This window comes from Citrobacter sp. Igbk 17, assembly GCF_028069775.1.
Taxonomy (GTDB): domain Bacteria; phylum Pseudomonadota; class Gammaproteobacteria; order Enterobacterales; family Enterobacteriaceae; genus Citrobacter.
In genome coordinates this window covers 22,766-42,594 of sequence record NZ_JANEWI010000015.1, presented here as the reverse complement: position 1 = coordinate 42,594, position 19,829 = coordinate 22,766, and the positions used below count along the sequence as shown (strand labels likewise).

Here is a 19,829-nt window from a genome sequence, read left to right as displayed (position 1 = left end):
AAAGAATGACAATGCCAACCCATCAGTGCCCGTGGCGGATGCAGGTTCATCACATCCATCAGGAAACGCCGGATGTGTGGACAATTTCGTTGCTATGCCACGACTATTATCCCTATCGTGCCGGGCAGTATGCACTGGTCAGCGTACGTAACTCAGCGGATACGCTGCGTGCTTACACTATCTCTTCAACGCCGGGTGTTAGCGAGTACATCACGCTGACCATCCGCCGCATTGACGACGGTGCAGGTTCTCAGTGGTTAACCCGCGACGTGAAGCGCGGCGACTACATCTGGCTGTCCGATGCCATGGGTGAATTTACCTGTGAAGATAAAGCAGAAGACAAGTTCCTGATGCTGGCTGCCGGCTGTGGCGTAACGCCAATCATGTCGATGCGTCGCTGGTTGGCGAAGTACCGTCCACAAGCCGACGTGCAGGTGATTTTCAACGTTCGCTCGCCAGAAGATGTCATCTTTGCCGATGAATGGCGTGAGTATCCGGTGACATTAGTCGCTGAAAACAATGCCACTCAGGGTTTTGTTTCCGGCCGACTGACCACCGAACTGCTGAAGAGCGTCCCGGATCTGACCTCACGAACCGTGATGACCTGTGGCCCGGCCCCGTATATGGATCTGGTCGAGAAAGAAGTGAAAGCGCTTGGCGTAACACGCTTCTTTAAAGAGCAGTTCTTCACTCCGGTGGCCGAAGCGGCAACCAGTGGCCTGAAGTTCACCAAGCTGCAACCTGCACAAGAGTTCTATGCGCCGGTTGGCACGACGCTACTGGAAGCACTGGAAAGCAATAAGGTTCCGGTCGTTGCCGCCTGTCGCGCAGGCGTGTGCGGTTGCTGCAAAACCAAAGTGGTTGATGGTAACTACACGGTCAGCAGCACCATGACGCTGACCGATGCGGAAATTGCGGAAGGTTACGTTCTGGCGTGTTCCTGTCATCCGCAGGGCGATCTGGTACTTGCGTAAATAGTCATTGCCGGATGGCATACTTATCCGGCCTACAAGAACCGTTGTAGGCCGGACAAAGTACTAATACCGTCATCCGGTCATTTATCACCGCCAGGCTGAATTGCCACCCAGGGCATATTTACCTGCGCCCAGAAACGCCACCGCCATCGCGCCAACAAAAAAGTACACCAAGCTCTCAATCGCCCAGGCGCCGGTTTTGTCCAGAGACCAGGTTTCTCCCATCCCGACCATCAGCCACGCCACAATCATTGTAAACGCCAGCCCTAATGCCGCCGGGCGTGTCAGGATCCCAAGAATAATCAGGCAAGGCGCAACAACCTCTCCCAGCAAGACACCGTAAGCAATAAAGCCGGGAAACCCTTTGGCTATCAGCATGCCACTGATGCCATCAATACCAGCAAACAGTTTATGCAGCCCATGGAAAAGCATCAGCCCCCCAACAGCGAGGCGTAACAAAAACTTGCCAAAATCTTCGTGCGTCAGCGTCCGGTTAACTGCATTTAATAGTTTTGTAACCATTTGAATTCATTCCTTGTTTTACCATGTCTTCTGCCAAGCTACGCTTTATCTTCGTGAAATGTAAGCTGCCGAAAATAAGGGGGTAATGAGAAGCATAACTATTATCTTCATCTAAACTTGTAACCGGTATCACATTAAAGGAGATGGAAAACCATGAAACAAACGGTTGCCGCTTTTATTGCTAAAACCCTTGAACAAGCTGGCGTTAAACGTATTTGGGGTGTGACGGGCGACTCACTGAATGGCCTCAGTGATAGTCTGAATCGTATGGGAACGATTGACTGGATGCCAACCCGCCATGAAGAGGTTGCCGCTTTTGCCGCAGGCGCAGAAGCCCAACTGACCGGTGAGCTGGCTGTCTGTGCCGGTTCATGCGGACCGGGAAACCTGCACCTGATTAACGGCCTGTTTGATTGCCACCGCAACCATGTCCCGGTGCTGGCAATTGCTGCACATATTCCTTCCAGTGAGATAGGCAGTGGTTATTTTCAGGAGACCCACCCGCAGGAGTTGTTCCGCGAATGTAGCCATTATTGCGAGCTGGTTTCCAGTCCTGAGCAGATCCCCCAGGTACTGGCGATTGCGATGCGAAAAGCCGTATTAAACCGCGGTGTCTCAGTTGTCGTCTTACCTGGCGACGTCGCGCTGAAACCCGCGCCGGAAAGCGCCAGTACGCACTGGTATCACGCACCGCTGCCGATAGTTACGCCAGCAGAAGAAGAAATTAAAAAGCTGGCGCAACTGCTGCGTTATTCCCGCAATATTGCCCTGATGTGCGGCAGCGGTTGTGCCGGGGCACATAAAGAGTTAGTCGAATTTGCCGCTAAAATCAAAGCCCCGATTGTTCACGCCCTGCGTGGTAAAGAGTACGTTGAATACGACAACCCTTACGACGTCGGCATGACCGGATTAATCGGCTTTTCTTCCGGGTTCCATACCATGATGAATGCCGACACGCTGATCTTACTCGGCACTCAGTTCCCTTATCGTCCGTTCTACCCTACCGATGCCAAAATTATCCAGATTGATATCAACCCCGCGAGCATTGGCGCACACAGCAAAGTGGATATGGCGCTGGTGGGCGATATTAAATCCACACTTCTCGCCCTGCTTCCACAGCTAGAAGAAAAAAACGATCGGCAGTTTTTGGACAAAGCGCTGGAGCACTATCGCGATGCACGCAAAGGGCTGGATGATTTAGCCAAGCCCAGCGATAAAGCCATTCATCCACAATATCTGGCACAACAAATCAGCCATTTCGCCGCGGACGACGCAATCTTTACCTGTGATGTAGGCACACCAACAGTGTGGGCCGCACGCTATCTGAAAATGAACGGTAAACGCCGCCTGCTAGGATCGTTTAACCACGGTTCAATGGCAAACGCCATGCCACAAGCGCTGGGTGCGCAGGCGACTGAACCAGGTCGTCAGGTCGTCGCGATGTGCGGCGATGGTGGCTTCAGCATGTTAATGGGCGATTTTCTCTCGGTTGTACAAATGAAGCTCCCGGTGAAGATAATCGTGTTCAACAACAGCGTACTGGGTTTTGTGGCGATGGAGATGAAGGCAGGCGGTTATCTGACAGACGGGACGGAACTACACGATACCAACTTCGCACGTATTGCCGAAGCCTGTGGCATTACCGGCATCCGCGTAGAGAAATCCTCTGAGGTCGATGAGGCCTTGCAACGCGCCATGTCAATCGATGGTCCGGTGCTGGTCGATGTCGTTGTGGCGAAAGAAGAGCTCGCCATTCCACCACAAATAAAACTCGAACAAGCGAAGGGATTTAGCCTGTATATGCTGCGCGCGATCATCAGTGGACGCGGTGATGAAGTGATCGAACTGGCGAAAACGAACTGGCTCAGGTAAAACATCCTTATTAAATCACACACAATATCATTCATGATGCATCAAGGCGGCTCGCCCGAAAATCCCCAGGAGCATAGGTATACTATGTGACTGGGGTTTAAGGGTGCGGCCAACGCCGAGGCAGCTTGAAGGATGAAGTGTAATAAGGAGATACCATGATTGATTTACGCAGTGATACCGTCACCCGACCCAGTCGCGCCATGCTGGAAGAGATGATGGCAGCCCCGGTCGGGGACGACGTTTACGGAGATGACCCTACCGTTAACGCCCTTCAGCAATACGCCGCTGAACTTTCTGGTAAAGAAGCGGCTATTTTCCTGCCTACCGGCACTCAGGCTAATCTGGTTGCGTTACTCAGCCATTGCCAGCGCGGCGAGGAATATATCGCCGGTCAGGGGGCTCATAACTACTTGTATGAAGCTGGCGGCGCTGCAGTGCTCGGGAGTATCCAACCCCAACCTATTGATGCTGCGCCAGATGGTTCTCTGCCACTGGATAAAGTGGCGGCAAAAATCAAAGCGGATGATATCCATTTTGCTCGCACACGCCTGCTCAGTCTGGAAAACACCCACAACGGTAAAGTGTTGCCACGTGAGTACCTGAAGGATGCCTGGGAATTTACCCGTGAGCGAAACCTTGCCCTGCACGTTGATGGCGCACGTATTTTTAACGCCATCGTCGCCTACGGCTGTGCGTTAAAAGACGTTACCCAATACTGCGACTCGTTCACAATTTGTCTCTCCAAAGGTCTGGGAACGCCGGTGGGTTCACTGTTGGTTGGCAGCCATGACTACATCAAACGCGCGATTCGCTGGCGCAAAATGACCGGCGGCGGGATGCGCCAGGCCGGGATTCTGGCGGCAGCCGGACTGTATGCGCTGAAAAATAACGTCGCGCGTTTACAAGACGACCACGACAACGCGGCCTGGATGGCAGAACAGCTGCGTGAAGCGGGAGCGGACGTCATGCGTCACGACACCAACATGCTGTTTATCCGCGTTGGTGAAGAACATGCTGCAGCACTGGGCGAATATATGAAGGCACATGATGTGCTGATTAACGCCTCCCCGATTGTACGTCTGGTGATGCATCTGGACGTGTCACGTGCACAGCTTGCTGAAGTCGTCGCCCACTGGCGCGCTTTTTTAACCCGCTAAGGAGTCAGGCGTGCCGCAACGGATTTTAGTTCTTGGCGCCAGTGGCTACATTGGTCAGCATCTGGTTCAGGCGCTCAGCCAGCAAGGGCATCAGGTGCTGGCTGCGGCACGTCGCATTGAACGGCTGGAAAAGCAGCAACTGGCCAACATTAACTGTCATAAGATCGATTTAAATGTACCGGATACTTTGCCGCCGCTGCTGGCGGGTATTGATACCGTTTACTATCTGGTTCATGGCATGGGTGAAGGGGGCGACTTTATTGCCCATGAGCGCCTGGTCGCAGAAAACGTGCGCGATGCGCTACGTACGACCCCGGTCAAACAACTGATCTTCCTGAGCTCATTGCAGGCTCCCAGACATGAGCAGTCCGATCACCTGCGTGCGCGCCAGATTACCGCAGATACGCTGCGCGAATCCGGTGTACCGGTGACTGAGCTACGTGCAGGCATTATCGTTGGCGCCGGTTCCGCTGCGTTTGAAGTCATGCGCGACATGGTCTATAACCTACCCGTGTTAACCCCGCCACGCTGGGTACGTTCTCGCACCACGCCTATCGCGCTGGAAAACCTGATGTATTACCTGGTGGCGTTGTTGGACCATCCGGCAAGCACACACCGCGTACTCGAAGCAGCAGGCCCGCAGGTATTAAGCTACCAGGAGCAGTTTGAGCACTTTATGACAGTCAGCGGTAAGCATCGGCTGTTGGTCCCTATCCCCTTTCCGACCCGCTGGATCTCCGTCTGGTTTTTAAATGTCATCACTTCGGTTCCGCCGACTACGGCTAAAGCGCTAATCCAGGGGCTTAAGCACGATCTGTTGGCTGATGACACAGAACTACGGACGCTGATCCCACAACCGCTGATTGCCTTCGACGACGCGGTTCGCAGTACGCTGAAAGAAGAGGAAAAGCTGGTTAACTCCAGCGACTGGGGTTATGACGCTCAGGCTTTTGCACGCTGGCGTCCTGAATATGGGTATTTTGCCAAACAAGCCGGCTTTAGTGTGGAGACCTCCGCCAGCCGGAAAGCGTTGTGGCAGGTCGTGAACCGCCTCGGGGGCAAAGAAGGTTATTTCTTTGGCAACATTTTGTGGAAGACTCGTGCAGCGTTGGACCTGTTGGTAGGTCACAAGCTGGCAAAAGGTCGGCCCCAACACCCATTATTGCAGGTTGGTGATACCGTTGATAGCTGGAAAGTCATCATCGTTGAACCGGAAAAACAGCTCACTCTGCTGTTTGGCATGAAGGCCCCTGGTCTCGGTCGCCTGAGCTTTACGCTGGAAGAAAAAGGCGATCACCGACGTATTGATGTCCGGGCATGGTGGCACCCGCACGGGATGCCCGGTCTCTTCTATTGGTTGTTGATGATCCCAGCGCACTTGTTCATTTTCAGAGGGATGGCGAAGCGTATTGCCAAACTTGCAGAACAAATCACAGACTAATGATAAAAAGAGACTGTATTCTTTCATGTTTCCCATTGCATACGAGCGTATTTCACGGAAGAATGCGCACGACGTTTTTTAAACACAGTGGATTGATATGAAGGTACTGGTTACCGGAGCCACCAGCGGCTTGGGCCGAAACGCGGTTGAGTTTTTGTGCAGAAAAGGCATCAGCGTCAGAGCCACCGGTCGCAACGAAGCGATGGGTAAGCTGCTGGAAAAAATGGGGGCAGAATTTGTCCATGCGGATCTGACCGAGCTGGTCTCTTCGCAGGCAAAAGTGATGCTCGCAGGTATCGACACACTATGGCACTGCTCCAGTTTCACCTCACCGTGGGGCACGCAGGAAGCCTTCGATCTGGCCAACGTTCGTGCTACCCGTCGTCTGGGCGAGTGGGCCGTTGCCTGGGGCGTGCGTAACTTTATTCATATCTCCTCTCCCTCACTGTATTTTGACTATCACCACCATCGTGATATCAAAGAGGACTTCCGCCCACATCGCTTTGCCAACGAATTCGCCCGCAGCAAAGCCGCTGGTGAAGAGGTTATTGCACTGTTAGCTCAGGCCAACCCGCAGACCCGTTTTACGGTCTTGCGTCCGCAAAGTCTGTTCGGCCCTCATGATAAAGTGTTTATCCCGCGTCTGGCGCATATGATGCATCACTACGGCAGCATTCTGTTGCCGCACGGCGGAAGTGCGCTGGTAGATATGACCTACTACGAGAACGCGGTGCATGCGATGTGGCTGGCAAGCCAGACAACCTGCGATAAACTGCCGTCAGGTCGTGCCTATAACATTACCAACGGCGAGCATCGCACCCTGCGCAGCATCGTGCAGAAGCTCATTGATGAGCTGAATATTGATTGCCGTATTCGTTCGGTTCCTTATCCGATGCTGGACATGATCGCCCGCAGCATGGAACGTCTTGGTAATAAATCGGCTAAAGAACCCAAGCTCACGCATTACGGTGTGTCGAAGCTTAATTTTGATTTTACGCTGGATACAACGCGCGCTCAGGAAGAGTTAGGCTATCAGCCCGTAGTCACACTGGACGAAGGGATTGAACGTACCGCGGCCTGGTTACGCGACCACGGCAAACTGCCACGTTAAGCGGGTTGCCATTGCCGGATAGCGGCGCAAGCGCCTTATCCGGCCTACATTCCTGCCCGAAATATCCGTTGGCCTGATAAGCGAAGCGCCATCAGGCATCGGTGATCTGCGTTAGCCCTGCCCGTATTTCTCCAGTAACGCCTCGGCAATCGCCAGGGTTTCAGCATCCGCCACGCCGTTCCACAACGCAGGACGGAAGTGCATCTGGAACGCCATAATCACCCGTTGTTGTTCACGTGGCGTCATTTCAGGTTTAACGTCATAGCCATAGCGCGACAACACATCAAGCAACGAGGCGGTATCTACCGGCGTATGAGGCGCACGCCCGGCGAGATAAAACGTGACGCGCTGCGCATCCGGCCACGCGCCAATACCTTGTGCCGCCAGCTCACGCCATGGAAACAGGGGGCCGGGATCGTCTTTACGCTGTGGCGCGATATCCGCATGAGCCACGACGTTTTGTGGCTTGATGTCGTAACGGGCAATAATATCCTTTACCAGCGGGATCAACGCCTGAATCTGTGTTGCTTCAAACGGGGTGAAATATTTCGTTCCCGCCGACTTTTGCCAGCCGCGATTTTCCAGCTCAATACCAATCGATGTGTCATTGATGCGCGTGGCGCCACGCCAGAAGCTAATCCCCGCATGCCAGGCCAAATCTTTTTCCGGGACCAGTTGCCAGATACGCGGCTTACCGTGATACAACGGCGGCACCGCCGGGATCAAATAATGCGAACTGACGTTTTTATCCGTCAGCGTAGCCAGTGATGAATCAAAATCATCTGCGGTGTAATGAATAACCAACACCTTAATGCGGGGATAGGCAGCCTGAGCCTGACGGCGGGTATCTAACTGATACCCGTCTTTATCGATAATCCCTTTCTCGCCGGCACACCCGGCCAACAGCAGCGTGAACACCAGCAACCACAGCAGACGCTTCATCGGCGAGTTTTTACCGCGGTACCGCTGACGCTGACCATCAGCATACTGCTATCTTTCCCGACGGTCTCGTAATCAATATCGATACCGACAACCGCATCAGCGCCCAATGCTTTGGCTTGTTCGCCGAGTTCCTGGAAGGCAATTTCACGCGCTTTACGTAATTCTTTTTCATACGCGCCGGAGCGCCCACCGACGATATCACGGATACCCGCAAAGAAATCGCGGAAGATATTTGCGCCTAAAATAGCTTCGCCGGTTACCACACCGCAGTATTCCACGATGGTCTGCCCTTCAAGCGTAGGGGTAGTCGAAAACTGCATGGTTAATCTCCTTGTTGCGCTAAGAGCACGATCTCAAAAGCATTATCGAACCGATCCACTATCATTGAAAGGATATATTCTATCAACGTAGAACACTAATCGTAGAAAGCTAATAAGGAAATCATTATGCGCTACTCGAAACTCTCTCTGCTGGTTCCCTGTGCACTTCTTCTCAGCGCCTGTACTACCGTGACGCCGGTCTATAAAGATAACGGCACGCGTAGCGGTTCATGCGTAGAAGGCGGGCCAGACAGCGTGGCCCAGCAATTCTATGATTACCGCATTCAGCATCGTAATAATGACATCACCGCCCTGCGCCCGTACTTAAGCGACAACCTGGCGAAACTGCTGAATGATGCCAGCCGAGATAACGCGCATCGCGAACTGTTTAACAGCGATCCGTTCTCCAGTCGCGCCACGTTACCGGACAGCGCCAGCGTCGCCAGCGCATCGACTATTCCGAATAGTGATGCACGCAATATTCCGCTGCGTGTAGAGCTTAAACAGGGCGACCAAAGCTGGCGTGATGAAGTGCTGATGATCCGCGAAGGCCAGTGCTGGGTAGTTGACGATGTGCGTTATCTGGGCGGCAGCGTACACGCGCCAGCCGGGACACTGCGCCAGTCTGTCGAAAACCGCTAATCTCCCCATTCATCTCATCAAATCATAACCCCCATAAATTGTCTGGCATTCTGCATAGAATGCCGACAATTATTCTTGCCCACTGGTGGCCCCGCTATTTTGTGCTATGTTTAGATAAGAATGCGGTTTGCATTTAACTTTTAACGCATAAATATTGCATAACTATTCTGCCAAAGGTAGTATCTGCGGCTTCAATATACACAAAATCATTCATGATGCGTCGAGGCGGCAAGTGAATGAATCTCCAGGAGCGTACGAATAGTACGTGACTGGAGTGAATGAACGCAGCCAACAAAGAGGCAGCTTGAAGGATGAAGTGTATAGCTATCAGACTGCCAGCATACGAGAATCAATGAGTATTCAATTAAACGGCATTAACTGCTTCTACGGCGCACATCAGGCGCTGTTCGATATCACGCTGGATTGCCCTCAGGGTGAAACACTGGTGTTACTTGGCCCAAGTGGAGCCGGGAAAAGCTCGCTACTGCGTGTACTCAATCTGCTTGAGATGCCACGCTCGGGCACGCTTTCTATTGCAGGTAACCGTTTCGACTTCACGAAAACCCCATCAGATAAAGCCATTCGTGAGCTGCGTCAAAACGTGGGCATGGTCTTCCAGCAATACAATCTTTGGCCGCACCTGACGGTACAGCAAAACCTGATTGAAGCGCCCTGCCGCGTACTTGGTCTGACGAAAGAACAAGCACTGGCGCGTGCTGAAAAACTGCTTGAGCGTCTGCGCCTGAAGCCTTACAGCGATCGCTACCCACTGCATTTGTCCGGCGGTCAACAGCAGCGTGTGGCGATTGCCCGTGCGTTGATGATGGAACCGCAGGTACTGCTGTTTGACGAACCTACCGCAGCGCTTGACCCGGAAATCACGGCCCAAATCGTCAGCATCATTCGTGAGCTGGCGGAAACTAAAATTACTCAGGTGATCGTCACCCACGAAGTGGAAGTTGCACGTAAAACAGCCAGTCGTGTGGTGTATATGGAAAACGGTCATATCGTCGAGTTTGGGGATGCGAGCTGCTTTGCCAACCCGCAAACCGAAGCGTTTAAAAACTATCTTTCTCACTAAGATTCGGGACAATACAATGAAAAAAGTTCTGATTGCCGCGCTAATCGCAGGTTTTAGTCTTTCCGCTACCGCAGCCCAAACCATTCGTTTCGCTACCGAAGCGTCCTATCCTCCGTTTGAATCCATCGATGCTAATAACAAGATCGTAGGCTTTGACGTTGATTTGGCGAATGCGCTGTGTAAAGAGATTGACGCTACCTGTACGTTCACCAATCAGGCCTTCGACAGCCTGATCCCCAGCCTGAAGTTCCGCCGCTTTGACGCGGTAATGGCCGGTATGGACATCACACCAGAACGTGAAAAGCAGGTACTGTTCACGACGCCTTACTACGACAACTCGGCACTGTTTGTCGGCCAGCAGGGTAAATACACCAGCATCGACCAGCTGAAAGGCAAAAAAGTCGGCGTACAGAACGGTACCACGCACCAAAAATTCATCATGGATAAACACCCGGAAGTGACTACCGTGCCATATGACAGCTATCAGAATGCCAAACTGGATCTGCAAAACGGTCGTATTGATGGCGTCTTTGGTGATACCGCAGTGGTAACGGAATGGCTGAAAGACAATCCGAAACTGGCTGCCGTTGGCGATAAAGTGACGGATAAAGATTACTTCGGTACTGGTCTGGGCATTGCTGTGCGCCAGGGTAATACCGAGCTGCAGCAGAAATTTAACGCTGCGCTGGAAAAAGTGAAGAAAGATGGGACTTACGAAACCATCTATAACAAATGGTTCCAGAAGTAATATTTGATGAATGAATTTTTTCCTTTAGCAAGCGCCGCCGGGATGACCGTCGGCCTTGCCGTTTGTGCGCTGATTATTGGCCTTGCACTCGCCATGTTCTTTGCCGTCTGGGAGTCTGTAAAATGGCGTCCAGTGGCATGGGCAGGTTCAGGGCTGGTCACTATCCTGCGCGGGTTACCAGAAATTCTGGTCGTTCTGTTTATCTATTTCGGTTCCTCTCAACTGCTGCTGACGCTGGCCGATGGGTTTACGATCAATCTCGGGTTCGTGCAAATTCCCGTTCAGATGCAGATTGAAAACTTCGACGTCAGCCCGTTCCTGTGCGGTGTGATTGCACTGTCATTGCTTTATGCAGCCTATGCCTCACAAACGCTGCGCGGTGCGTTGAAAGCGGTTCCGCTTGGACAATGGGAATCAGGCCAGGCGCTGGGTTTATCTAAAACCGCGATTTTCTTTCGCCTGGTGATGCCGCAAATGTGGCGCCATGCCCTGCCGGGTCTGGGTAACCAGTGGCTGGTGTTGCTGAAAGATACCGCACTGGTTAGCCTCATCAGCGTGAACGATCTGATGCTACAAACCAAGAGCATTGCGACCCGTACTCAGGAACCCTTTACCTGGTACATCGTCGCGGCGGCTATTTACCTGGTGATTACGCTGGTGAGTCAGTACATTCTCAAACGCATTGACCTGCGCGCGACACGTTTTGAGCGGAGACCAGGCTAATGCTTGAGTATTTACCTGAACTAATGAAAGGGCTGCACACCAGCCTGACGCTGACGGTCGCCTCGATTGTGGTGGCACTGGTTCTGGCGCTGGTTTTCACTGTTATCCTGACACTGAAAACGCCGGTACTGGTGTGGCTGGTTCGCGCCTATATCACGTTGTTTACCGGTACACCGCTGCTGGTGCAAATATTCCTGATCTACTACGGGCCTGGGCAGTTCCCTGCGCTGCAGGAATATCCAGTGCTCTGGCATTTGCTGTCCGAACCATGGCTGTGCGCGTTAATCGCACTGTCCTTAAACAGTGCGGCCTATACCACGCAACTGTTTTATGGTGCGATTCGAGCAATCCCGGAAGGCCAGTGGCAGTCCTGTGGTGCGCTGGGGATGAGCAAAAAGGATACGCTGGCCATTCTGCTGCCGTATGCTTTCAAACGCGCCCTCTCCTCGTATTCCAACGAAGTGGTACTGGTCTTTAAAAGTACATCACTGGCGTACACCATCACACTGATGGAAGTCATGGGCTACAGCCAACTGCTGTACGGCCGTACCTATGACGTCATGGTCTTTGGTGCAGCTGGCGTGATTTACCTGATCGTCAATGGCTTGCTGACGTTGATGATGCGCTTGATCGAACGTAAAGCCCTGGCGTTTGAACACCGGAATTAAGTCGATGCCGCTGCGGTTTTTGCGCCGATGTCGGCCGGATAAGGTGCCAGCGCCGTCATCCGAAGAATGTGCATAATGCAAAAACATAAAGACGGACAACATTCTAAATTGTCCGTCTTTTTTTATGCCAATAAAAATATTTAATCATTTTTATTGCATACAAATTCATTAAGTGGCATTGTGAATCCACGCCGCAGACACGGTAAATAATCATAAGATTGACAGACGGGAGTTCCACCATGAAAAAGTTAGTACTGGCCGCATTACTTGCTACTTTCGCCGCTGGCGCCGCAGCTGCTGATAAGATTAGTTTCGGTGTATCAGCAACCTACCCACCATTCGAATCACTGGACGCCAGCAATAAAATTGTCGGTTTTGATATCGATCTGGCAACAGCATTGTGCAAACAAATGCAGGCTGAATGTACTTTTACTAATCATGCTTTCGACAGCCTTATTCCCGCGCTGAAATTCAAAAAATATGATGCGGTGATTTCCGGTATGGACATCACGCCTGAACGTAGCAAGCAGGTTTCCTTCACCCAGCCGTACTATGCCAACTCAGCGCTGGTGATTGCGAAGAAAGACACCTATAAGAGCTTTGATGATCTGAAAGGCAAACGTATCGGGATGGAAAACGGTACCACGCACCAGAAATACCTGCAGGACAAACATCCTGAAGTAAAAACCGTGGCCTACGACAGCTATCAGAATGCAATCATCGACCTGAAAAATGGCCGTATTGATGGCGTATTTGGCGACACTGCCGTCGTCAATGAGTGGCTGAAAACCAATCCACAGTTAGGTACTGCGACGGCAAAAGTCACCGATCCGCAATACTTTGGTACGGGTCTTGGTATTGCTGTTCGCCCGGATAATAAAGCATTGCTGGAAAAACTGAACAATGCGCTGGCCGCCATCAAAGCTGACGGCACGTACCAGAAAATCAGTGACCAGTGGTTCCCACAGTAATCTCTGTCTTGTTTAAAAAGCCGCGACCTGCGGCTTTTTTATTGCTATTTATCCATGCAGGATGCAACGTGAACACCGGACCTCACCTGCAATGTCGGCCACGCCATCAGTCCGTTGTGCTCACAGGGGGACAAAAAACAAAGCCCGGTTTCCCGGGCCTTGAAGACGCAAAACAGATCAGTTGTAAGCATTGAGCGTCCGCTGACACAGTGCCGAACGAACGCAATCATCTTTGTTGAATCGAACGATCCCAACCATGTCATCTTCTTCGAAACGGGCCAGCGCATCGCTTAGCCCTGAACGAACATGAGCGGGGAGATCGCACTGGGTAATGTCCCCATTCACAATCACCGTCACATTCTCTCCGAGGCGAGTCAAAAACATCTTCATTTGCGCAGCGGTCACATTCTGAGCCTCGTCCAGAATAACAACGGCATTTTCAAATGTACGTCCCCGCATATACGCGAACGGCGCGATTTCTACCTTACCAATCTCAGGTCGCAGGCAATATTGCATAAAGGAGGCTCCCAGACGTTTTACCAGCACGTCATAAACCGGACGAAAATAGGGAGCGAACTTCTCAGAGACATCCCCAGGTAAGAAGCCGAGGTCTTCATCAGCTTGCAGAACTGGACGGGTTACAATGATCCTGTCCACATCTTTGTGGATCAGGGCTTCTGCTGCTTTCGCCGCGCTGATCCAGGTTTTACCACACCCGGCTTCACCCGTGGCGAATATCAGCTGCTTACTCTCGATAGCATTCAGGTAGTGCGCCTGAGCTTCATTTCGTGCCGTGATCGGTGTGGCGTCGCGGCTATCACGCGCCATACCAATCGCCTCTACGCCGCCCATCTGCACAAGCGAGGTGACCGATTCATCTTCGCGCTGTTTATGGCTACGCGAATCCCGCCTCAGCACACGTTTTGCTTCGCGACGAGCTTTGATCACTGCTTTTTGTCTTCCCATGGATAGCACCTTGAGTTGTAGGTATACATCACACGCGCCGTTGGCGGCACGATTATGCGCACGAACATCTGAGGGTTGGCTTCCTTGTAAGCCATTGCCTGCCTTCGGATAAGACGCCATACACGGCTACGCGCACCGTACAGGGTGTCAGTTACAAGGATAAGAAGTGAAAGGGAGAGAGATTTAACGGTGACGAGATGGCTACCGGAAGAGAAACGTCCGCGTAAGGGACTGCAATAACTTTGAAAAACGTGTCCAGTACAGGACTTTTCCATTCGCGATCTCCATAGTGAATGACTATCACCGCCGGGAACTACCGCTATTACTTATAATTACATCATAACCTTTCGTTAATGCAACAATATTTTTACTTGTTGTTAACTTAATTTCATCTTATCGCCAGCAACAGTCTCTTGCAGAGAGATGACAGAATTATTTCAGCCGCCGCCGATCATGAAAAATAATTTTTTCATTCATCAGAGTGTCAGGAAATGCCCCGCAGCACTGCGGGGCACAATCATCATGCTTCGAGCAGGGCTTGCCCCAAATAGTGGTCAGCGGTTTTGACACCAGGTAAAGCAAAGAAGTAGCCCCCACCAATAGGTTTGACATACTCCTCAAGCGCTTCACCGTTCAGGCGTTTCTGAACCGTCAAAAACCCTTTTTCCAGGTCGTGCTGATAGCAAACAAACAACAATCCCATATCCAATTGCCCGGAATTGGTCACGCCAAGCGAATAGCTGTACCCACGACGCATCATCAGGCTGGTCTCTGTTTCTTTCGTGCGCGGGTTCGCCAGACGAATATGGCTGTCGAGCGCAATCACCTCGCCTTCGGGATCGTTGGCATAATCCGGAACATCATGCTCGTGCTGCATACCCAGCGGTGCGCCGGTATGTTTATCGCGGCCGAAAATCGTTTGCTGCTCTTTAAGCGGCGTACGGTCCCAGAATTCCACGCGAAACTGGATGAGCCTGACAGCCTGATAGCTACCATCTTGTGCCCATGCCGGTTCCCCCTGCTCCGCAGTGACCCACACCACGTTTTGCATCAGCGTTGTATCGGCAGCGTCGGGATTCGCGGTTCCATCCTTAAATCCCAGCAAATTGACGGGAGTCTCTTTACCTTTACTGCGTGCGGCATGATCAGAGATAAACCCTTCACGTTTCCAGCGTACGCTGAGCAGATCCGGCGTGTGCTTAATGATATCGCGCAACGCATGGATGACGGTATCCTGGGTGTTGGCACAAATCTGCAGCAACACATCGCCATGGCACAGCGCCGCATCCAGCGAATCATTCGGGAAGCGGGTCATTTTTTGCAGCTTTTTCGGCATCTGCGATTTCAGACCATAGCGTTCATCGAACAGCGAGGAGCCGACTGACAACGTCATCGTCAGGTTGTCTGGCGCAATGTAGGCGCCGAGGATACCGGAATCCATAGGGGGTAAACGCGGATTCGGCGTATCCGGCGCCGGTCCACCGGTGGTCAGAAACGCAAATCGGCTAGTCAGCAACCGGAATAACCGCTCAAGATCGGCCTTATCGCTGGCGAGAACATCGAATGCCACCAGCATCATTGATGCCTGCTGCGGCGTCAGGATCCCCGCCTGATGCTGGCCATAAAACGGCTGCGCTTCGCTACGTGCATCCGGAGACAGCGTGCCCGGCGCGCTTTGTGGTTTTTGCGCGTGGGCAACCGGACACCCACCTGCCAGCGCCAGTGCCCCACCCAGCGCCCCCATCCCTTTCAGTAAACGTCGGCGTGACGGTTCGCTCACGCCGTTTTCATTATCTTGCTGCATAGTGCTTAATCCAGGCCCAAAACACCGCGTAATTGCGACAAGTCTTCCGCCAGCGTCGTGATTGGCCCTTTCAGCGCATTACGATCGGCATCGGTCAGTTTGTCATAGGTTTCAAAGCCGTCTTTGGTACGGTACTTGCTCAGAATGGAATCGACTTTTTTGAAGTTCGCATCCACCTTCGCCAACAGATCAGCATTGGATTTTTGTAACTGAGGACGTAGGAGGTCGACGATTTTCTGCGCGCCATCAACGTTAGCCTGGAAGTCCCACAAATCGGTGTGGCTGTAACGATCTTCTTCTCCACTGATTTTGCTGGCTGCGACTTCTTCAATCAGCCCTGCTGCCCCGCCAACCACTTTAGACGGCGGGAAAGCAAGTTCGCTAATACGCGTTTGCAGGTCAAGAACATCGCTGTTTAATTGGTCGGCGTACTTGTCCATACCTTTAGTGGTATTGTCGCCAAACAGCGCTTTCTCCAGGCGGTGGAAGCCGGTGAATTTAGGATCGGCGGCTTTTTGCTCATAATCATCTTCACGCGCATCAATGCTACCATCGAGGTCAGAGAACAATTCGGCAATCGGCTCAATACGTTCATAATGCTGACGCGTTGGCGCATACAGGGATTTGGCTTTCTCCAGATCGCCCGCTTTAATGGCATCCGTAAAGGCTTTCGTGCCTGACACCAGTTGCGCTGTTTCTGCCGTTACATAGGCTTTGTATTCAGTAATTGCACCACTCAGGCTCAGCAGAGCATCGCTGTGCGCGGCATCTGCCGTTGCCGTCCCCTTCACGATCAGCTTGCCTTTCGGGTTGGTCAGCAGACCGCAGGTCATATCATATTCACCCGGCTGCAGGTTAGCCGTCATTTTCTGGCTAAAACCGGGCGCAATGTTCTCACGCTCTTCGACCACCATCACGCCTTTGAGGATCTCCCACTCCAGCGCTTTTTGACTGTGGTTTTGAATGATGAACTGAGTCTTCCCGGCATTCACCGTGATTGTCATCGGTTCACACTGTTTGTCATTTACCGTGACTTTTACCTGCGGGATATCAGCAGCGTGAGCGGTAAAAGCAGAAGCAAACAGCGCGGCAATACCCAACTGCAGCGCACTACGGCGGAAATTAATCGTCATGACCCATCCCTATAAAAAGTATGTTGTAACTAAATGATATTCTTGCATCACGTTTTATCAGGGTGCGGTACGTGATGCCGTAGTGCCTGAACGAGGTGGTAGAGCAAACATAATCAATGCCGGAATCAGATAGATAAACCAGACAGCAACTTCACTAACACTTGGCGCTTCCTGATAGCCGAAGATGCCTTCCATCAATGTGCCAAACAGCGAATGCGTTGACAAAACGCTGCTCATATCAAACGCTACGTCCTGGAAATGATTCCATAACCCGGCTTCGTGGAATGCACGAATGGCTCCCGCAGCAAGACCTGCGGCAACCAACAAAATGAACAGACTGGTCCACTTAAAGAAAGCCCCGAGATTGAGGCGAATCCCACCGAGATAAATCAGGTAACCCAGCACCACCGCGGTAGCCAGTCCCAGCATCGCACCTAGCGGTGGCCAAATACCCACATCCTGCTGAAATGCCGCCAGCAGAAAGAAGACTGACTCCAGCCCTTCACGAGCGACGGCAAAAAAGACCATCATCACCAGCGCCCAGCCATGATGATTGCCTTTCTGTAACGCGTTATCGACAGCCTGTTCCAGTTGAACTTTGACGTTGCGCGATACTTTACGCATCCAGAAGACCATCCAGGTCAGGATCACCACAGCAATAAGTGCCACGATACCTTCAAATAGCTCCTGCTCTTTTTGCGGGAATTCGCCCGTGGTTTCATTGATGAAAATTCCCAGCGAAAGGCACAGCGCCGCCGCCAGCAACACACCAATCCACATCACGCCAATCCAGCGACCACGCTGAGTCCGTTTCAGGTAGCTGGCAATCAGGCTGACAATCAGCGCGGCCTCTAACCCTTCGCGCAACATAATTAGAAATGGAACAAACATGCGAAGTACCCTTTAACGTTATTCTCAGTCAAGTGATGCAAAGAAAAGTAAATTACAGTGATAGTGATTATCATTACAGCAAAGAAAAACTCAAGCAGAATGTTTTGAGAATGATGACTTAATGTAAACAGTTAGGTGGGTAACAGTTATTGCACGCTGGATCGAAGTGAGGGAGACATAAAAAAGCCCGCTCGCGGCGGGCTTTAAAAACAATACAGCGATTATTCTTCCTGCAAACGCGACGGCGGTGCTGAATGATAATGAGCATCAGCCTCGGCAAAACGTTTCTGCATTGCTGCTGATGGCGCTTTACCCCACAGACTGAAGACTACAATCCCGATGCTGCCAAACACGAAGCCCGGGATGATTTCATACAGACCCAACCAGGCAAACTGCTTCCAGACGATAACCGTCACAGCACCAATGACCATCCCAGCCAGCGCGCCGTTACGGGTCATACGCGACCACATTACGGAGAACAGAACAACCGGACCAAAGGCAGCACCAAAGCCAGCCCAGGCGTAGCTCACCAGGCCGAGCACGCGGTTCTCTGGGTTTGCCGCCAGCGCGATGGACACCAGCGCCACGACCAGCACCATGATACGCCCAATCCATACCAGCTCTTTCTGGCTGGCATTTTTACGCAGGAACGCTTTGTACAAATCTTCGGTAATTGCACTGGAGCATACCAGCAGTTGGCAACTCAGCGTCGACATCACCGCTGCGAGGATCGCAGATAACAGAATACCGGCAATCCACGGGTTGAACAGGATTTGCGCCAGTTCAATAAACACGCGCTCGGCGTTCTGGTTCACGGCACCCGCTACCGACGGGTTGTTATTGAAGTAAGCAATACCGAAGAAACCAACGGCAACAGCGCCAGCCAGACACAGAATCATCCAGGTCATACTGATGCGACGTGCATGGACAATACTATGGTGGGAATCGGCAGCCATAAAGCGCGCCAGGATATGCGGTTGACCGAAATAACCCAGCCCCCATCCCATCAGTGAAATGATGGCAACAAAGTTAAGCCCTTTGAACATATCGACGTTTTCAATGCTCTTTTGCTTAATCACTTCCAGCGAGTCTTCAAATCCGCCGACACCAATAATCACCATCACCGGTGTCAGGATCAGTGCGAAGATCATCAGGCTGGCCTGCACGGTATCGGTCCAACTCACCGCAAGGAAGCCACCAATAAAGGTATAAAGAATCGTCGCGGCCGCTCCCGCCCATAGCGCGGTTTCGTAGCTCATACCAAAGGTGCTTTCGAATAAACGCGCCCCTGCCACAATACCTGAAGCACAATAGATGGTGAAAAACAGCAGAATAACCAGTGCAGAGATAATTCGCAGGATACGACTTTTATCTTCAAAACGGCCGGTAAAGTAATCCGGCAACGTCAGCGCGTTGTTATTATATTCGGTGTGTACACGTAAACGCCCGGCCACCAGTTTCCAGTTGACCCACGCCCCTAATACCAGACCGATAGCGATCCAACTTTCTGAAATCCCCGACAGGAAAATCGCACCTGGCAGCCCCATCAGCAGCCAGCCGCTCATGTCGGATGCCCCTGCGGATAACGCCGTTACGAACGGACCCAGACTGCGTCCACCCAGAATATAATCATCAAAGTTTTTGGTCGAACGCCATGCAATAAACCCTATCAATATCATGCCAAAAATATAGACACAGAATGTGACTAACATCGGTGTGCTAATAGCCATCAAAACTCTCCAAAATTATGTATCGGCAATGCCGTGGCTTGCCGTTTTATTACCCTGCCGGAACGTGGCAAAGATATCTATATTGACCAGGGCGACCGTATCCTGCCGGAAGCCATAGCCATTCACAATCGAT

At 52.0% G+C, this 19,829-nt stretch carries 19 protein-coding genes; 11 read left to right on the top strand and 8 right to left on the bottom strand.

Going from position 1 to position 19,829, the window contains the following annotated elements; all coding sequences use genetic code 11:
* The first annotated feature begins 5 nt into the window (after window positions 1-5).
* Window positions 6-974: an NADH oxidoreductase gene (hcr, locus tag NNO08_RS11045; protein ID WP_202038973.1), complete on the top strand. Its 969-nt coding sequence runs from the start codon at window positions 6-8 to the stop codon at window positions 972-974.
* Between the two features lie 87 nt (window positions 975-1,061).
* On the opposite strand, the gene NNO08_RS11040 is transcribed toward hcr, so the two are convergent.
* Complete coding sequence (locus NNO08_RS11040; RefSeq protein WP_040231860.1) at window positions 1,062-1,496, bottom strand: DoxX family protein; 435 nt, start codon at window positions 1,494-1,496, stop codon at window positions 1,062-1,064.
* A gap of 153 nt (window positions 1,497-1,649) precedes the next feature.
* On the opposite strand from NNO08_RS11040, the gene poxB reads away from it, so the two are divergent.
* From poxB to NNO08_RS11020, 4 genes are all read left to right on the top strand, one after another.
* Window positions 1,650-3,368: a ubiquinone-dependent pyruvate dehydrogenase gene (gene poxB, locus NNO08_RS11035; protein WP_271441345.1), complete on the top strand. Its 1,719-nt coding sequence runs from the start codon at window positions 1,650-1,652 to the stop codon at window positions 3,366-3,368.
* Between the two features lie 155 nt (window positions 3,369-3,523).
* Window positions 3,524-4,525 carry a low-specificity L-threonine aldolase gene (ltaE, locus tag NNO08_RS11030; RefSeq protein WP_271456716.1) on the top strand — a complete coding sequence of 334 codons (1,002 nt, stop codon included), beginning with the start codon at window positions 3,524-3,526 and terminating at the stop codon, window positions 4,523-4,525.
* 10 nt (window positions 4,526-4,535) lie between these two features.
* Window positions 4,536-5,966, top strand: coding sequence for an SDR family oxidoreductase (locus NNO08_RS11025; RefSeq protein ID WP_271456715.1), 1,431 nt, complete (start codon window positions 4,536-4,538; stop codon window positions 5,964-5,966).
* A 97-nt stretch (window positions 5,967-6,063) separates the two neighbouring features.
* A complete protein-coding gene (locus NNO08_RS11020) occupies window positions 6,064-7,077 on the top strand; it encodes an NAD-dependent epimerase/dehydratase family protein (RefSeq protein WP_137382225.1) in 1,014 nt (337 codons plus the stop codon).
* 111 nt (window positions 7,078-7,188) lie between these two features.
* Here the strand turns inward: NNO08_RS11020 and NNO08_RS11015 are convergent, their stop codons facing one another.
* Both NNO08_RS11015 and NNO08_RS11010 read right to left on the bottom strand, forming a co-directional pair.
* Complete coding sequence (locus tag NNO08_RS11015) at window positions 7,189-8,019, bottom strand: N-acetylmuramoyl-L-alanine amidase (RefSeq protein ID WP_271456714.1); 831 nt, start codon at window positions 8,017-8,019, stop codon at window positions 7,189-7,191.
* Complete coding sequence (locus NNO08_RS11010; RefSeq protein ID WP_108474624.1) at window positions 8,016-8,339, bottom strand: heavy metal-binding domain-containing protein; 324 nt, start codon at window positions 8,337-8,339, stop codon at window positions 8,016-8,018. The genes NNO08_RS11015 and NNO08_RS11010 overlap by 4 nt, the downstream gene beginning before the upstream one ends.
* A 126-nt stretch (window positions 8,340-8,465) precedes the next feature.
* On the opposite strand from NNO08_RS11010, the gene NNO08_RS11005 reads away from it, so the two are divergent.
* The 6 genes from NNO08_RS11005 to artJ all read left to right on the top strand — a co-directional run bounded on the left by NNO08_RS11005 (window position 8,466) and on the right by artJ (window position 13,172).
* Entirely contained in the window at window positions 8,466-8,981 is a 516-nt protein-coding gene (locus NNO08_RS11005; protein WP_200000890.1) for a lipoprotein, read from the top strand.
* Window positions 8,982-9,333: 352 nt separating this feature from the next.
* The gene (gene artP, locus NNO08_RS11000; protein ID WP_137382222.1) at window positions 9,334-10,062 is read left to right on the top strand and encodes an arginine ABC transporter ATP-binding protein ArtP; all 729 of its coding nucleotides are present in this window, start codon (window positions 9,334-9,336) and stop codon (window positions 10,060-10,062) included.
* A gap of 16 nt (window positions 10,063-10,078) precedes the next feature.
* A complete protein-coding gene (artI, locus tag NNO08_RS10995) occupies window positions 10,079-10,810 on the top strand; it encodes an arginine ABC transporter substrate-binding protein ArtI (protein ID WP_003027298.1) in 732 nt (243 codons plus the stop codon).
* A gap of 6 nt (window positions 10,811-10,816) precedes the next feature.
* The gene (gene artQ / locus NNO08_RS10990) at window positions 10,817-11,533 is read left to right on the top strand and encodes an arginine ABC transporter permease ArtQ (protein WP_271441341.1); all 717 of its coding nucleotides are present in this window, start codon (window positions 10,817-10,819) and stop codon (window positions 11,531-11,533) included.
* Window positions 11,533-12,201 (top strand): arginine ABC transporter permease ArtM, encoded by a 669-nt coding sequence (gene artM, locus NNO08_RS10985; RefSeq protein ID WP_271456713.1) that lies wholly within the window; start codon window positions 11,533-11,535, stop codon window positions 12,199-12,201. Before artQ ends, artM begins: the two co-directional genes overlap by 1 nt.
* A gap of 239 nt (window positions 12,202-12,440) precedes the next feature.
* The gene (gene artJ, locus NNO08_RS10980) at window positions 12,441-13,172 is read left to right on the top strand and encodes an arginine ABC transporter substrate-binding protein ArtJ (RefSeq protein WP_271441340.1); all 732 of its coding nucleotides are present in this window, start codon (window positions 12,441-12,443) and stop codon (window positions 13,170-13,172) included.
* A 177-nt stretch (window positions 13,173-13,349) separates the two neighbouring features.
* Here the strand turns inward: artJ and phoH are convergent, their stop codons facing one another.
* From phoH to putP, 5 genes are all read right to left on the bottom strand, one after another.
* Window positions 13,350-14,138 (bottom strand): phosphate starvation-inducible protein PhoH, encoded by a 789-nt coding sequence (gene phoH, locus NNO08_RS10975; protein WP_199954506.1) that lies wholly within the window; start codon window positions 14,136-14,138, stop codon window positions 13,350-13,352.
* Between the two features lie 520 nt (window positions 14,139-14,658).
* A complete protein-coding gene (gene efeB, locus NNO08_RS10970; protein ID WP_271456712.1) occupies window positions 14,659-15,942 on the bottom strand; it encodes an iron uptake transporter deferrochelatase/peroxidase subunit in 1,284 nt (427 codons plus the stop codon).
* 5 nt (window positions 15,943-15,947) lie between these two features.
* Window positions 15,948-17,075 (bottom strand): iron uptake system protein EfeO, encoded by a 1,128-nt coding sequence (efeO, locus tag NNO08_RS10965; RefSeq protein ID WP_271441338.1) that lies wholly within the window; start codon window positions 17,073-17,075, stop codon window positions 15,948-15,950.
* Between the two features lie 57 nt (window positions 17,076-17,132).
* Window positions 17,133-17,966, bottom strand: coding sequence for an iron uptake transporter permease EfeU (efeU, locus tag NNO08_RS10960; RefSeq protein WP_271441337.1), 834 nt, complete (start codon window positions 17,964-17,966; stop codon window positions 17,133-17,135).
* Window positions 17,967-18,187: 221 nt separating this feature from the next.
* Window positions 18,188-19,696, bottom strand: coding sequence for a sodium/proline symporter PutP (gene putP, locus NNO08_RS10955; protein WP_271449350.1), 1,509 nt, complete (start codon window positions 19,694-19,696; stop codon window positions 18,188-18,190).
* Window positions 19,697-19,829 lie beyond the last annotated feature (133 nt).

Coding starts and splice junctions, on each gene's coding strand:
- artI (WP_003027298.1), top strand. CDS start 10,079: ATGAAAAAAGTTCTGATTGCCGCGCTAATCGCAGGTTTTAGTCTTTCC.
- phoH (WP_199954506.1), bottom strand. CDS start 14,138: ATGGGAAGACAAAAAGCAGTGATCAAAGCTCGTCGCGAAGCAAAACGT.
- putP (WP_271449350.1), bottom strand. CDS start 19,696: ATGGCTATTAGCACACCGATGTTAGTCACATTCTGTGTCTATATTTTT.
- artM (WP_271456713.1), top strand. CDS start 11,533: ATGCTTGAGTATTTACCTGAACTAATGAAAGGGCTGCACACCAGCCTG.
- artP (WP_137382222.1), top strand. CDS start 9,334: ATGAGTATTCAATTAAACGGCATTAACTGCTTCTACGGCGCACATCAG.
- NNO08_RS11040 (WP_040231860.1), bottom strand. CDS start 1,496: ATGGTTACAAAACTATTAAATGCAGTTAACCGGACGCTGACGCACGAA.
- NNO08_RS11015 (WP_271456714.1), bottom strand. CDS start 8,019: ATGAAGCGTCTGCTGTGGTTGCTGGTGTTCACGCTGCTGTTGGCCGGG.
- artQ (WP_271441341.1), top strand. CDS start 10,817: ATGAATGAATTTTTTCCTTTAGCAAGCGCCGCCGGGATGACCGTCGGC.
- poxB (WP_271441345.1), top strand. CDS start 1,650: ATGAAACAAACGGTTGCCGCTTTTATTGCTAAAACCCTTGAACAAGCT.
- efeU (WP_271441337.1), bottom strand. CDS start 17,966: ATGTTTGTTCCATTTCTAATTATGTTGCGCGAAGGGTTAGAGGCCGCG.
- NNO08_RS11005 (WP_200000890.1), top strand. CDS start 8,466: ATGCGCTACTCGAAACTCTCTCTGCTGGTTCCCTGTGCACTTCTTCTC.
- efeB (WP_271456712.1), bottom strand. CDS start 15,942: ATGCAGCAAGATAATGAAAACGGCGTGAGCGAACCGTCACGCCGACGT.
- NNO08_RS11010 (WP_108474624.1), bottom strand. CDS start 8,339: ATGCAGTTTTCGACTACCCCTACGCTTGAAGGGCAGACCATCGTGGAA.
- efeO (WP_271441338.1), bottom strand. CDS start 17,075: ATGACGATTAATTTCCGCCGTAGTGCGCTGCAGTTGGGTATTGCCGCG.
- artJ (WP_271441340.1), top strand. CDS start 12,441: ATGAAAAAGTTAGTACTGGCCGCATTACTTGCTACTTTCGCCGCTGGC.
- hcr (WP_202038973.1), top strand. CDS start 6: ATGACAATGCCAACCCATCAGTGCCCGTGGCGGATGCAGGTTCATCAC.
- NNO08_RS11020 (WP_137382225.1), top strand. CDS start 6,064: ATGAAGGTACTGGTTACCGGAGCCACCAGCGGCTTGGGCCGAAACGCG.
- ltaE (WP_271456716.1), top strand. CDS start 3,524: ATGATTGATTTACGCAGTGATACCGTCACCCGACCCAGTCGCGCCATG.